The sequence below is a fragment of the Brevibacillus sp. NRS-1366 genome (assembly GCF_050467985.1).
Window position 1 is genome coordinate 617,519 of the sequence record NZ_JBITPN010000022.1, and the last position, 13,586, is coordinate 631,104.

Sequence of the window (13,586 nt, forward strand, 5' to 3'; positions counted from 1 at the left end):
GATTAATATCCTCCCTAAAGCAGCACATACGGATCAACGTCAATTGTCATCAGTACTTTCTGCTGTTTGTTCCATTCTTCAAATGCCGCTGTTGCCTGAGCCAGTAATTCAGCCAATTGCGGTTCATCCCGATATTTTAGCATGATCTGAAATCGAAATCTATCCTTCACACGAGCAATGGGCGATGCCACAGGGCCTAGCAGGATTGTCGTCTGCGCCAATCTCTGACCCAAATAATCCGCCATCGTATGGGCGCCGCGGATTACGACCGGGACATCCTCATGACTAAACGTGATCAGAACCAGGCGAAAATAAGGCGGGTAGCCTGTACGCCTCCGCTGCAACATTTCATCGTGATAAAACGCTGGGTAATCATGTTGTGTAGCATGTATGATGCTGTAGTGCTCTGGTGTGTACGTCTGGATGACCACATCTCCAGCGAGTTCATGACGTCCGGCACGTCCGCCTACTTGTGTCAGCAGCTGGAACGTCTTTTCCGCAGCGCGAAAATCCGGGAGGTGCAGAGACGTATCCGCAGCAATAATTCCTGCCAGTGTCACCCTTGGAAAATCAAGACCTTTTGCAATCATTTGCGTTCCCAGCAGCACATCACCTTGTCCAGAGCGGAATTTATTCAACAGCTCTTCATGAGATCCTTTGCGGGAGGTCGTATCCACATCCATCCGAATCACACGAATCCCCGGGAAGAGCTTGGCCAGCTCCATCTCGACTTTTTGTGTTCCCGTACCAAAAAACCGAATGTGCTCGCTTTGACACTCAGGACAATGGGTTGGTTGGGCAATGGTATACCCGCAATAATGGCAACGGGCCGTATGGTTGGTTTTATGGTAAGTGAGCGAAATATCGCAGTGTACGCAACGCATGGTATATCCGCAGGAGCGGCACATCACGAATGTCGAAAAGCCGCGTCGATTGAGGAAGATCACCATTTGCTCCTCTTTTCGCAGCCGGTCCTGGATCATTTCATGCAGCTTGCGACTAAACATCGAACGATTTTCAGCTTGGAGTTCTTCACGCATATCCACAACGTGCACTTCTGGCATTGGACGATTTCCTACCCGGTCAGGCATTTGCAGCAGCGTGTACCTTCCCCTGGTTGCCAAGGCATACGTCTCCAGGGCAGGAGTAGCACTTCCCATCAAGAGGACAGCGTCATTTTCCTTCGCTCGCCACAGAGCTACTTCCCTGGCATGATAGCGGGGCGTTTCTTCTTGTTTATATGAGCTCTCATGCTCCTCATCAATGACGATCAGACCGACATTTCGAAACGGAGCGAAAATGGCCGAGCGCGCACCAACAACAACCTTCACCTGATTGCGAATAATTTTGCGCCACTCATCAAATCGCTCTCCGGAAGACAAGGCACTATGCAGCACAGCTACATCCGCACCAAAGCGGCCTTTGAAGCGCTCCACCATCTGTGGGGTGAGCGAAATTTCGGGAACGAGGAAGATCGCCTCGCGTCCTTTGGCCAAGGTCCGCTCGATTGCCTCCAAGTATACCTCTGTCTTGCCGCTCCCTGTAACGCCATGCAGAAGATAAGAGGCATAGCTCCCTGATTCTATAGATTGCAAAATCGGTGCCAAAACTTCTTGCTGCAAAGGAGTAAACACGGGCTTCTCTTTGTCAGAAAAGCGCCTGTTGGCATACGGGTCGCGGTAAACCTCCACTTGCTCAATTGCGATCCAGCCTTTTGCTTCCAGGCTTTTTAGGGGCGAACGGTTAATCCCGTATTCATCCCGCATCATCTGTACAGAAAAGGACTGTCCCTCGTGCTCTGTAAACAATTGAAGAACTCGGCGCATCTGCTCCGCTCGTGCCGGCAAGGAAGCAATCACTTCCTCAAGCTGCACTTTACCAAGCAAGCTTCTGACAAATGATTGCTGTTTGCGTGTAATACGATCCGTCACCTGATATTCGGTCGCGAGGAGCCCGCTGTGGATCCAACCGGGAACGAGCAAATATTCTTCCGGAAACTGCTTTTCCACTTCCGCAAGCGGCAGATGGCGCTTGCGATACAGCTCCCACAATAGACCAGACTTTCCACACGTCTCCTCATCCAAACCATCTGTTGCGGTGAGCCATTTCTCCGACTTGCCTTTGAGGACAGCCGGAATCATCGCTTGAACAGCCGTAACCCATGGACATAAATACTGCCTGGACATCCATTCACTCATTTTTAGTAATTCAGCCGTTAGCGGAGGGGTATCGTCCAATACTTGCTCCACGTCCTTTAGGCGCGTGTTCTCTACTTGGACATCCGCTTGCTCCGTAATCCCGATCACGTACCCTTGGAGCTTGCGTGGACCAAAAGGAACGATGACACGGCTGCCGATGCTTATAATCGGTGTTAACCAGGCTGGAACGCGATAGTCAAAGGGCCGATTCGTCCGATTAACCGGTACGTCCACGATAATCTGTGCGATCATGACAGCTCCGAAAGCGAACGCTGCGAAAGCTTCAATAAAACGGCATCAAAGATCTTATCGGCCACAGCACGCTTGCTTAGTTTTTCCAGTGCCACTTCCTCCCCGGCTCGGGTCAAAAGCGTCACGATATTCGTATCACTGCCCATACCTGCGCCTTCGGTCAATACGTTATTCGCAACGATCATGTCGAGGTTTTTTCTCTCCAGTTTTGACTGGGCATGCTTTATTACCTCTTGCGTCTCGGCCGCAAAACCAACGACAAACTGTTTTGTTTTACGTTCTCCGATTGTTTTTAAAATGTCAGGCGCCTTATCTAGCTCCAACACGAGAGGACCATCGCCTTTTTTCATTTTATGCTCCTGCACCGTTTTCGGACGATAATCAGATACAGCAGCAGATTTAATAACGATATCGCTATCGGGTAAACAGTCCATGACGGCATCAAACATTTCCTGTACGGATTCCACTGCAAGAAATTCTACTCCTACTGGGCGAGCAAGCGAAGTTGGACCGCTTACCAACGTCACTTTTGCTCCCCGATCCCGTGCCGCTTCTGCGATGGCATAGCCCATCTTTCCAGAAGCATGGTTGGTTATGTAACGTACGGGGTCGATTTTTTCACGAGTCGGTCCGGCTGTTACCAGCACATGTTTGCCGACCAGATCTTGTGGTTGTTTCACCTGAGCTTGCTTCTGTGTAAAGTAGGCTAGGGCCGCTTCCACAATTTCCTCAGGTTCTGCTAGACGCCCTTTGCCAATCCACCCGCATGCCAATAATCCTACACCCGGCTCTACAAACTGATAGCCATATGCGACAAGCTTGTCCATATTAGCCGAAACAGCAGGATGCTCGTACATATTGACATTCATAGCCGGCGCGACCATGACTGGGGCCTTTGTAGCCAAAACAGTCGTCGTCAACATATCATCGGCGATTCCGTTCGCCATTTTACCAATGACATTTGCTGTAGCTGGTGCGATCAACACGAGATCTGCTTTGTCCGCCAGATCAATATGGCTAATTACGTGTGGATCCGGCTCCGTAAATGTGTCTGTATATACAGGCAGATGTGAAAGCGCCTGAAACGTCAATGGCTGAACAAACTGCAGGGCGCTTTGGGTCAAAATGACGTGCACACGGGCACCAGCCTGGGTCAGTTTACTGGTGAGCGCGGCGGCCTTGTATGCAGCAATGCCTCCCGAAACTCCAAGAACAATTTGTTTTCCAGCAAGTGAGTGCATCCACAACTCTCCTCCCTCCCTATCCGAAAAAAACAACCTGCATGAGGTTGTTTTTTAGGTGGAATCCTTATTTGCGTCCGTCTAGGAATTCGTGCACGAGCTCATCAGAGATAAATTCTTCGAGAGCCAGCCCCACATACTTTTTGGATTTTGGTCTCACTACCTGGATTTCACTGTTTTCCCGCAGTTGTCTTGCGCGTTTGGAAGCGATTGTTACCAGGATGTATTTGCTTTCCGCTTTTTCTGTCAACTCATCAATAGATGGGTACAACATAATTTATTCAACCTCCTTCAGCCATTTGCGATACTTGTGAACCTGACGTTCTTTTTTCAAATGCTCCGCAGTAATAATCGCTTGGATACGATCACATGCCGATTCGATGACATCATTGACTACCACGTAATCGTAATGATCCATCAGCTCAATCTCTGCGCGCGCGACTTCCATGCGCTTTGCAATGATCTCTTCTGTTTCCGTGCCTCGACCGATAATCCTGTTTTCCAGCTCATTCAAATCAGGCGGGGCCAGAAACAAGAACGTTCCTTGTGGAAAGCTTTTTTTCACCTGAAGGGCGCCCTGGACTTCAATCTCCAGTATAACATCTCTGCCTTCATCCAGCATTTCATCTACAAACTGGCGCGGGGTTCCGTAGTAATTGCCTACATATTCAGCCCACTCAAGAAGAGCGTCCTGCTCAATCATTTGTCGGAACTCTTCTTTTGATTTAAAAAAGTAGTTAACTCCTTCCACCTCTCCAGGCCGCGGAGAACGTGTGGTTGCGGAAACCGAGTATACAAGATCAGGCATTCGTTCACGAAGCGCCTTGCATACGGTTCCTTTTCCCACTCCGGCAGGTCCGGAAAGAATTAAAAGGAGACCACGATCAACCATGCTCATTGTTTACACTCCTACTTTATTCGTCCGATTCGTCATCCTTTGTTGTCAGACGCTGGGCTACCGTTTCCGGTTGAACAGCTGACAAAATGACATGATCGCTATCTGTAATAATAACGGCCCGTGTCCGTCTCCCGTAGGTTGCGTCAACTAGCATGTTGCGGTCACGCGCTTCCTGGATAATCCGTTTAATAGGAGCTGACTCCGGACTTACAATAGAAATAATGCGGTTGGCATTTACAATATTGCCAAATCCGATATTGATTAGCTTGATTGCCATGACGGCCCAGCCCATCCTTTCATCCTACTCAACGTTCTGTACTTGCTCTCTCATCTTTTCCAGTTCACTCTTGATCTCAACTGCCAGATGCTGGATGCGTAAATGATTCGCCTTGGAGGCAATCGTATTTGCTTCCCGATTCATTTCCTGCAAAAGAAAATCAAGCTTGCGTCCTATTGCTTCATCTTTTCCAAACTGCTCTACAAACTGATGACAATGGCTCTCTAAACGAGTGATTTCTTCACTGATGTCGCTTTTATCAGCAAAAAAGGCTACCTCTTGTGCAACTCTTCCCATGTCCAATTCAAACGGAGCTTGGTGGGTCCATTCATTCAACCGTTGCTGAAGGCGGCTGTGATACTCCTCCATGCCGAGCGGCGCTAATTGATGAATCTCCTTTATCCACTCACTCACGTGCGAAAGCCGCTTGGTCAGGTCAGCGTATAATTGCCTGCCTTCTGCCACTTTCATGGATAATAAATCCTTTGCTGCCACTTGGACCTGGGCTAGCAGCCAATCCACTAATTCATCATCATTTGCTGCTTCTGTTTCCTTGGTATGTAACACGCCTGGGAAGAACAGCACGTCTTTCGCGGTCACTACTGTCTCCAGCAAAAATCGCCGGTCGATCTCGCGTGTCAGCGCTACGTACTGTTCTGCGACACTCCAATTAATAGAGGCTGCTGAAATCGACTGGATATTCTCGAGCGAAATAGATACCTCGACACGACCGCGCAGCGTAAACTGAGCGATCAGCTTGCGTACCGGATCCTCCAGTATACTCCATGCTTTGGGCAGGCGAACCAGGATCTCGGAAAACCGATGATTGACGGAACGGATCTCAACTGTCAATCGTGTGGAGCCTTTTACTTCATCTATTCTTCCATAACCTGTCATGCTTCGAATCATAAGTTTTCACTTCCGCAGACGTAAAATCGTTAATTAATTATAGGAGACAAGTCTTGGCAGTGTCAACCGAAGCCGCATACGGACAACAAGATTCCTTCCCGGTTATGCTTTATGCTACACTGTGACTGGCAACTATTTCGAATACATGTACCCTTTTATAGGCATTCTTTCTTGATTGAGGTGACCAATTGTGGCATTTGACGGCGTAGTAACCCGTGCCGTAGTACGGGAGTTACATAAGCTGGTGGGTGGACGCATTTCGAAAATTCATCAACCCCACCACAGTGATATCGTGATGCAGGTAAGAACACAAGGAGAAACGGTCAAATTACTGCTTTCTGCCAATCCTACGTACCCCCGCATCCACATCACAACTGAGGAATTCACCAATCCTTTGGAAGCACCGATGTTTTGCATGCTGCTTCGCAAGCATTGTGAGGGCGGCGTGATCGAGCAGGTCCAGCAAGTCGGGATGGAGCGGATCATTCACATAGATGTGCGTACCCGAGATGAATTAGGCGATACGGCTGTAAGACGAATCATCATGGAGATCATGGGCAAGCATAGCAACATTATTTTGATTGACCCTGCAACGGGCATCATTTTGGATAGCGCGATGCATGTAACACTAGCTATTAGTCAGTATAGACAAGTCACACCAGGGCGAGCCTACGTCTCTCCGCCAAGTCAGGACAAACGAGACCCGCTCGACATCACTCGGCCGGAATTTATCTCGTCTCTCGATTGGAATGGCGGGCGGCTGGATAAGCAGATCGTAGATGCGTATACCGGGATTAGTCCGCTTCTAGCCAAAGAAGTCGTACACCGAGCCAAACTCGCAGGCCGCGAGACACTTTGGGCTGCCTTTTCTCAGGTGATGGATGCAATCAAGCTGGATACGTTTGCACCGAATATTACGGAGACAAAGGAAAAGTCTTATTTTCATGTCGTGGAGCTGACACATATCCAAGCCGAGTCGACTACTCCCTTCCCATCTGTACAAGCTTGCCTGCAAGCGTACTACGAAGGAAAGGCTCTGCGTGATACGGTAAAACAGCGAGCACACGACTTGATTCGGTTTGTCACTGGCGAGAGGAACAAAAACGAGAAAAAGATTGAAAAGCTGGAGCAAACCCTAAAGGACGCGCATGACGCTGACCTCTTCCGCCTGTATGGTGAGCTGATCACAGCCAACATGCACCAAATGAAGCGAGGCGATAAAGAGCTCGTGACGGTCAACTGGTATGACGAAGCAGGGGGATCTTTGACCATTCCGCTCGATCCACTGAAAACCCCTTCGGAGAATCTACAGTTTTATTACAAGCGGTATAACAAAGCCAAAAAAAGTTTGCAGATTGTCAGTGAGCAGATCGAACAAGCAAAAACAGAAATCATGTACCTAGATGGTTTGCTCGTTCAGCTCTCCCACGCCACTTTAAAAGAAGCGGAAGAAATTCGCGAAGAGCTCGTGGAACAAGGATATGTCCGGGATCGCAAAAAACGGGGACCACGCAAGAAAAAAGAAACGAAACCAGAGCTGGAGGTATATTTTTCAACGGACGGTACGGAAATTCTCGTTGGGAAAAACAACAAGCAAAATGAATATTTGACCAACAAGCTGGCTTCTTCCCAGGACACCTGGCTTCATACAAAAGATATTCCCGGGTCCCATGTCGTCATACGCGCCCGAGAGTTTTCTGATGCGACTCTGCTTGAAGCCGCTAACCTCGCCGCCTATTTCAGCCGGGCTAAATCAGGAAGTCAAATTCCTGTGGACTATACCTTGATCAAACATGTAAAAAAACCTAGCGGAGCCAAGCCTGGGTATGTCATTTATGAACAGCAGCGTACCTTGTATGTCACTCCGGATGATACCCTGATTCGTCAGTTGAAAACGAACACCAAAGGCTACGCATAGCAAGACTACCTAAGTTCATACTAAGAGCATGAAAGGGGGTGTTCGCTTCTGTGAACATCTTACTCAAGCTCTTGGTGAATGGGATCATTGCGGTTCCGGGGCTTTTTTGGTCAGGAACGTCACTTGGGTTTGCCTTTATCGTAAGCATCATCGGAAGCTTGCTGGCTTACGCGCTGATTGATGCCTATATCCTGCCGCGCACGAACAACACATTTGCTAGCACAGCTGATTTTTTGTTCGTGTTTGCGTTTTTCTGGGTAAGCAGTTATGCATTTGCCCAGCCCTTTGTCTTATCTGGCTTGTTTTTGACAGCGTTCGCCATAACAGTGGTTGAATACTTTTACCACAGTTACCTGCAACACCACGGAGTTCATCACTCCAAGCACCCGGGCTGAGGTCTATTTTCTATTTCGGAAGGAGGATCGGGATGAACGTCATCGGCATCATCCAGACCGATTTAAATGAATTCAGCGTGTTGTTCGACCAAGGGCAAGGCGGCGGACAAAACGGACAGGGACAGCAAAATCAGAATGGTGGACAAGGTCAAGCTCAAGGCGGGCAAGATAGCCAAGACAACGATTCCATGTTCCTGAGCTTTCTTGACGAGCAACCGAGCTCGAATGAAGGAAGCAACCAAAGCGGGCAGCAGCAACAGCAAAACGGTCCTCAGGAATTGACCGTCCGAATCAAAGGAATACCAGAAGGACAAAAAGCCAACTTTTTGCAAATGTATCAAATTCTTCAGGATGCAAAGGACACTCAGTCTCTTGATCAATCCTTAACGATTGTAAACCAAGGTGACCAACAAGACGGACAGGGTAGCGGGTCCGACAACAAACAGGGAAAGAGCCATGGCTCTGGCAACTAAAACGAAGCTTCCTTTTCCCTAAACGTGACTTTCCCCTTGCAAATTTATCCCAATAAAAAAACCACCTGGAATCAAAAATCTCTCCAGGTGGTTTTGTTTCATGCTATAGAAAGAACACGTATCTTACTAAAACAGCCAAGTCCCCGCTCTGCCGTTGACCTCATGTTTCTATAACCTGCGCTCACACAGGTGGGTGACCCTTTCGTACTTCAGCCTTCCCATGCATCCAAGTGGAGGTGGGCCTGACTTCCATGGCGAATTTTCGTCTCCCGAAAAACACGTATAAGGTTAGAAACATTTACGGCCTTACGTACATCGCAGGATCTTGATATACATACTCTACCACAAAATTCATTCCTGCTCAACGGATATTCTTCCCGACATCCAGGTAATGATAAGCGCCGATACACATGGACAAGGAATATTTCCATTATTTATAATAGAAGAGATGATTTAGGGGGGTATGCCGTCATCCTATGGAGCCTGGGGAATGACACCTTGCTTTTGAAGACGGCGCAGGCCTTCGTCGGTTATGTTTAGCCTTCGTTTTAGCAGCTCGTGTGTGTGATCGGTATACCAAGGGGGTAATTTTCGATCTCGTTGAAACCGGTGCTGCGTTTTGGCTGCTAAAGGCTCCTTTTTCTCCAAAAACGGCAACGTATACGTAATCTCTCGGCTGGTCACATACGAACTATCTGCCCACGTCTCCAGCTCTTCCACTGCCGTCAGGCAACAGTCGACCTCGAGCCCCAGCTCACTCCACTCCGCTTGCGTGCGGGTTAGAAACAATGCTTTCAACTCGTCGTACACATCAGGATGCTGTGTTATCGTAGCCTGGTGCAGCATCTCCCAGTCCTCTCGACCGACCGCCCTGCAGAAATTGAGCCAAAACTTTTCCTCCAGAGCAGCCAGAGCAACGTAGTGCCCATCGGAGGTTTCAAATACTTGATAAGCGACTCTCCCTGTGCGTAGAGAATGATTCCATTTCTCCTCATTATATTTAGCAAAGATTGCATGCAATCCCGTCCAGGATGAAAAAAGGTCAGCAGAGGCAACATCTAAATAAGCACCTCGTCCAGTCCGCAAGCGCTGGACCAGAGCTGCACAAATTTGTTCACTGGCATAAAGTCCTACAGCGAAATCTGTGATAGGGACATCGGCGACGACTGGCCTTTCTTCTGAGTCTCGAATGGTGGAGAGAAGTCCGCTTACGGCCTGGACATTCAAGTCATGACCGCCTAACTGAGAAAGCTCACCACTTTGCCCATAGCCGGTAACCGAGCAATAGATGACAGCAGGGTGGACTGCCCACAAACTGTCATAATCGAGCCCCAGATGGCGCAAGACACCCGGTCGAAAGCTCTCAACTACAACATCAGCCTGTTTGGCCAACGCAAATGCGAGCGTTTTCCCCTCTTCCGTGCGCAAGTTCAAAGAAATGCTTTTATGATTGCGGTGAGAACGCAGGTAAAAACCTCCCGTTTCGCTACTATCCCCGTTTGCATAATCGGTCAATCGGTTATGGTCATTGTCAGGAAAAGTCTCTACTTCGATGACCTCCGCCCCAAGATCGGCCAGCCTCATCGTGCAGATTGGTCCGGGAAGATGGCGTGAAAAATCGACAATCGTAACACCAGTCAACATCGTGGACACCCCTTCCACCGATATACCTTTTTCTTCGTATTTCGTGATCGAGTACATAGCCTCCTCTCTTTGAAAGAAAATTCAAACAAAAAGAAGAGCCGCTCCATTTTTCGCAGGGCGGCTCTGGCTTCGGTCATCTTTACTTGATAAAACGAAAAATAAGTGGATATTGGAAAGCTTTCCCTTCATTCGTTCTCACAGCTGCAAGAATGATAAAAATGATCCAGAATAAGAACAATGCAACCAACAGCAGCGCTCCGATAAACACGATGAGCAGGATACTGGAAATAGCCGCATAAATCGTAATGGAGATATTGAAATTAAGTGCTTCCCTCCCGTGTGCGTCAAAATAAGCGCCTTCCTCACGTTTCCACAACCAAATAATGAGGGGACCCAGCACATTCCCCAGTGGAATGAAAAATCCGATGAGGGCTGACAAATGCACGATCATCGCCCACATCCGTTCTTCTTTTCCAGAAAGTGTATTCATCATGATACCTCCTCTATTCACTTATCATAGTGTACGACGGAATTGAGGCAAAGTTGCGAAAAAACGAAAAAAGCGCCCCTGAAAGGCGCTTTTCGCTATTAATATTTGCCACCCATAGAGGACCCGCCGTAACCACCCATAGAGGATCCGCCATAACCGCCGTAGCCGTGGTCATAACCGTGGCCGTAACCTCCATGACCATGACCGCAATGTCCGTGACCGCCTTTGCACTCCATCTTGTAGTATGGCTGATAGTAGCAATGTTTTTTGTAGTATTTCTTTTTACAGCACTTCTTGTAGTAGCATTTGCAATGTGATCTTCTGCATCCGCAACCCATGAACCTCACCCCCTCTTGATCGGTACATCTACAAGGTATGTAGGTGATGGTTCATTGGCATGGGGCACTTGTCTATTGTCATAGGAAAATCAGCAAATGTCACGGTTTTACCAGCATGAAGCCACTACCAGCGGAAATACTAAGCCCGATACTACATTGCAAGAAGGAGGGACCCTCATGGGAGAACACAGCCGTTTTCGCGAAGGTCAAAAATCTCCAAAGAACGCAGTATACATGGAAATCGGTGAGACCGGGGCAGGTGTACAAGACCCGATGATTGTTGAACTCGGCAAGGGAGAAAAGTTCCCGGCGACCCGAAACAAAAATCGGGTATGGACGCAAAAGTAAGCGGATAGCAAAGGACCAACCTCTCCGTTCTTGGAGGGTTGGTTCTTCTCCTTACCTGTCTTCTTCGTTTTCGTCCTCGTCTTCATCCTCGAAGTCTTCCTCATCCCCACTCAGGTAGATGATGGTAACCCCTAAACTCTCCAGTAGCGAAATGACTTCTCGGTTCAGCTCCTGATCCATCAGAAGACCAAGGCTTTGGGCGAGCTCCAGCTCTTCCAAATCCCCTTGTTCAGCATCCTCAATCAACTCTATAATTTCCGTCATTTTCTTTTTTTCTAGGACTGCCATCAATTCGTCTCTCGTCATAATTGGTTTCACACCTCATTTTCTCTTCTCTTTGCTTTATAATAGTATATAACCTAACCGTTGAAAACCAAGCAATGAGGTGAAGACCTTTGTATCCGCAATCTTATCTGGACTATTTGGTTCAGTTTCATGTTGACCGTGATTATTTCGAATGCCACGAAATTCTCGAAGAATATTGGAAAAGCGCTCCCCCAAAGGAACGAAGGCCTGTATGGGTCGGACTGATTCAGATTGCCGTTGCGCTCTATCATCAGAGACGCGGCAACCAAAGCGGTGCCATTAAAATGCTCACGAGTGCGATTTCACTTGTAGAAGAGCATCAAGGTGATATCCAGGCGCTCGGATTGGATAGCAAAGCCTTACATGATTTGCTGGCTGAGCGTCTCGATGACATGAAACAAGGCAAGGCGTATCACAGCCTTTCCCTGCCTATTACAGATCAAAGCTTGCAGCAAGCGTATGAACAGGCATGCGCCATCCGCAACACGCCAAAGGAGCGTGCGAGCAACATGGAGGACTCCTATTTGCTCAACAAGCATACCTTACGTGATCGTAGCGATGTGCATGCGGAAAGGCTGCGCCAATTACAGTTGCGGGAAGAACGACGAACCCAACAGTCAGATCAGATCTCGTAAGACCTCAGATATGCCGGTGAGATCGCCTTGCTCAAAAAAAACTGGTCACTTGCGCGGTAAAAGAGGATGCCCGCTTCATGGGCCGCCTGTGCCTTTACGATCAGAAGAGATAGAGAATCCACCGGCATACCGATTTCCTTGGGACTTATTGCAAGCTGTACAAACTCGCTTGCGATCGGTAACAAACCACTAGCGAGCACTTGCCGAAATAGCTTGCGATGCGTACCGTAATACAGCTGTTCAGGAGGTGGCATCTCTGTTAGTCTGTTTTTTGACTTTGTCGGCAAAAAACCGTACGTTGCTCGAATGAGGGCTCCTCCATCCCATTCGATTTGCCGTCCGGGATCATTTTCTACGACCTGCCATAAATCAGATCGGCTAACAAGGGCACAGCCCTTTAAAGTCCGAAGATAAGCGAGCATCGGCTCGACTGGCGTATATCCGTATGTATCATAATAGAGCTGGACATGTTCATTATTTTGCCGAAGAATGCTGAGCAAACGCTTGCGCAAGCGCATTTCTTCATCGAGCGAAGCCATGTTGACCCTCCTTTGCGTCACCATCAATAAATCCACAGAAGCACCGACATCACAAGCCCCAGATCGGCGAACAAATGGCTGATCCATGTAGTGTAAATCGTGGGAAATATGCCTTTCATCCATCCCCAAATGACTCCTGCCCCAAAAACAAGCACGGTTATCAATAGACCCAGTCTGAATCCAAACATGGCGGTTGTCACGATCAGATGATACAACGTAAAGAAAAAACTGGAGAGGACAATGGATGTAATCGGTGATAACGCCAGCATCATTCGTTGCAACACGAAACCACGCCAAAATAGTTCCTCCAAAAGGGAGTTGATAAAGACCAAATAAAGAGAAAACCACCAGATCCACTGATCATTTAAATCCCATTCTGCCAAGACTTGTCGGATCTTCTCCGGTCTTCCCTCGGGTTGCAGAAGGATCCAGGCCCCAGCCAACACACCTGTCAAAAGCAGCGTTCCGAGGAACAGCCCATACCAGGCTCCGCGCTTGTCAAATCGCCCCCACGCGTGTCTCCAGCTCTCGCTAAGAGTCCCCTCCCACCACCCATGGATAAACGGGATGCACAAACAGATCAGCAGATGGAACGCGACAAAAGTAACAAACAGACTATGCCGTTCGACCAGACCGTAAAAAATGGCTAGCGTAGCAGCAAAACCATATCCGATCAGTAAAAGTAACGACCGTTTTCGCGCCATGTGGATAAGCTCCCTTTTTTA

At 48.4% G+C, this 13,586-nt stretch carries 17 protein-coding genes and 1 other RNA gene; 5 read left to right on the forward strand and 13 right to left on the reverse strand.

What is annotated here, in order from left to right; translation table 11 throughout:
* Positions 1 to 14: 14 nt before the first annotated feature.
* The 6 genes from priA to ACIFQN_RS19780 form a co-directional block, all read right to left on the reverse strand.
* Positions 15 to 2,450, reverse strand: coding sequence for a primosomal protein N' (gene priA / locus ACIFQN_RS19755; RefSeq protein WP_429834726.1), 2,436 nt, complete (start codon positions 2,448 to 2,450; stop codon positions 15 to 17).
* Complete coding sequence (gene coaBC, locus ACIFQN_RS19760; RefSeq protein ID WP_429834727.1) at positions 2,447 to 3,691, reverse strand: bifunctional phosphopantothenoylcysteine decarboxylase/phosphopantothenate--cysteine ligase CoaBC; 1,245 nt, start codon at positions 3,689 to 3,691, stop codon at positions 2,447 to 2,449. Before coaBC ends, priA begins: the two co-directional genes overlap by 4 nt.
* A gap of 67 nt (positions 3,692 to 3,758) precedes the next feature.
* The gene (rpoZ, locus tag ACIFQN_RS19765; protein ID WP_429834728.1) at positions 3,759 to 3,965 is read right to left on the reverse strand and encodes a DNA-directed RNA polymerase subunit omega; all 207 of its coding nucleotides are present in this window, start codon (positions 3,963 to 3,965) and stop codon (positions 3,759 to 3,761) included.
* 3 nt (positions 3,966 to 3,968) lie between these two features.
* Complete coding sequence (gene gmk / locus ACIFQN_RS19770) at positions 3,969 to 4,589, reverse strand: guanylate kinase (RefSeq protein WP_429834729.1); 621 nt, start codon at positions 4,587 to 4,589, stop codon at positions 3,969 to 3,971.
* Positions 4,590 to 4,605: 16 nt separating this feature from the next.
* Positions 4,606 to 4,866: an extracellular matrix/biofilm regulator RemA gene (gene remA / locus ACIFQN_RS19775; protein ID WP_015891999.1), complete on the reverse strand. Its 261-nt coding sequence runs from the start codon at positions 4,864 to 4,866 to the stop codon at positions 4,606 to 4,608.
* Between the two features lie 24 nt (positions 4,867 to 4,890).
* The gene (locus ACIFQN_RS19780; protein WP_429834730.1) at positions 4,891 to 5,775 is read right to left on the reverse strand and encodes a YicC/YloC family endoribonuclease; all 885 of its coding nucleotides are present in this window, start codon (positions 5,773 to 5,775) and stop codon (positions 4,891 to 4,893) included.
* A gap of 190 nt (positions 5,776 to 5,965) precedes the next feature.
* Between ACIFQN_RS19780 and ACIFQN_RS19785 the strand changes: the two genes are divergently transcribed.
* From ACIFQN_RS19785 to ACIFQN_RS19795, 3 genes are read left to right on the forward strand one after another with little or no spacing between them, the layout of a single operon-like run.
* Positions 5,966 to 7,693 (forward strand): Rqc2 family fibronectin-binding protein, encoded by a 1,728-nt coding sequence (locus ACIFQN_RS19785; RefSeq protein WP_429834731.1) that lies wholly within the window; start codon positions 5,966 to 5,968, stop codon positions 7,691 to 7,693.
* A gap of 50 nt (positions 7,694 to 7,743) precedes the next feature.
* Entirely contained in the window at positions 7,744 to 8,088 is a 345-nt protein-coding gene (locus ACIFQN_RS19790; protein WP_429834732.1) for a DUF2512 family protein, read from the forward strand.
* 32 nt (positions 8,089 to 8,120) lie between these two features.
* The gene (locus ACIFQN_RS19795; protein WP_429834733.1) at positions 8,121 to 8,561 is read left to right on the forward strand and encodes a hypothetical protein; all 441 of its coding nucleotides are present in this window, start codon (positions 8,121 to 8,123) and stop codon (positions 8,559 to 8,561) included.
* 136 nt (positions 8,562 to 8,697) lie between these two features.
* Here ACIFQN_RS19795 and ssrS read toward each other — a convergent pair.
* The 4 genes from ssrS to ACIFQN_RS19815 all read right to left on the reverse strand — a co-directional run bounded on the left by ssrS (position 8,698) and on the right by ACIFQN_RS19815 (position 11,033).
* Positions 8,698 to 8,888, reverse strand: a non-coding RNA gene (gene ssrS / locus ACIFQN_RS19800) — 6S RNA.
* Between the two features lie 147 nt (positions 8,889 to 9,035).
* Positions 9,036 to 10,262, reverse strand: coding sequence for a CaiB/BaiF CoA transferase family protein (locus ACIFQN_RS19805; RefSeq protein WP_429834734.1), 1,227 nt, complete (start codon positions 10,260 to 10,262; stop codon positions 9,036 to 9,038).
* Positions 10,263 to 10,344: 82 nt separating this feature from the next.
* A complete protein-coding gene (locus ACIFQN_RS19810; protein WP_429834735.1) occupies positions 10,345 to 10,698 on the reverse strand; it encodes a DUF4870 domain-containing protein in 354 nt (117 codons plus the stop codon).
* Positions 10,699 to 10,793: 95 nt separating this feature from the next.
* Positions 10,794 to 11,033: a hypothetical protein gene (locus ACIFQN_RS19815; RefSeq protein WP_429834736.1), complete on the reverse strand. Its 240-nt coding sequence runs from the start codon at positions 11,031 to 11,033 to the stop codon at positions 10,794 to 10,796.
* Between the two features lie 177 nt (positions 11,034 to 11,210).
* Between ACIFQN_RS19815 and ACIFQN_RS19820 the strand changes: the two genes are divergently transcribed.
* Positions 11,211 to 11,381 carry a YjzC family protein gene (locus tag ACIFQN_RS19820; protein WP_429834737.1) on the forward strand — a complete coding sequence of 57 codons (171 nt, stop codon included), beginning with the start codon at positions 11,211 to 11,213 and terminating at the stop codon, positions 11,379 to 11,381.
* Between the two features lie 51 nt (positions 11,382 to 11,432).
* Here ACIFQN_RS19820 and ACIFQN_RS19825 read toward each other — a convergent pair whose 3' ends face one another.
* Entirely contained in the window at positions 11,433 to 11,687 is a 255-nt protein-coding gene (locus ACIFQN_RS19825; RefSeq protein WP_429834922.1) for a hypothetical protein, read from the reverse strand.
* Positions 11,688 to 11,776: 89 nt separating this feature from the next.
* Between ACIFQN_RS19825 and ACIFQN_RS19830 the strand changes: the two genes are divergently transcribed.
* Positions 11,777 to 12,322 (forward strand): DUF309 domain-containing protein, encoded by a 546-nt coding sequence (locus tag ACIFQN_RS19830; protein ID WP_429834738.1) that lies wholly within the window; start codon positions 11,777 to 11,779, stop codon positions 12,320 to 12,322.
* On the opposite strand, the gene ACIFQN_RS19835 is transcribed toward ACIFQN_RS19830, so the two are convergent.
* Positions 12,310 to 12,861 (reverse strand): RNA 2'-phosphotransferase, encoded by a 552-nt coding sequence (locus ACIFQN_RS19835; RefSeq protein ID WP_429834739.1) that lies wholly within the window; start codon positions 12,859 to 12,861, stop codon positions 12,310 to 12,312. The genes ACIFQN_RS19830 and ACIFQN_RS19835 overlap by 13 nt on opposite strands.
* 23 nt (positions 12,862 to 12,884) lie before the next feature.
* The gene (locus ACIFQN_RS19840; protein WP_429834740.1) at positions 12,885 to 13,565 is read right to left on the reverse strand and encodes a CPBP family intramembrane glutamic endopeptidase; all 681 of its coding nucleotides are present in this window, start codon (positions 13,563 to 13,565) and stop codon (positions 12,885 to 12,887) included.
* Between the last annotated feature and the right edge of the window lie 21 nt (positions 13,566 to 13,586).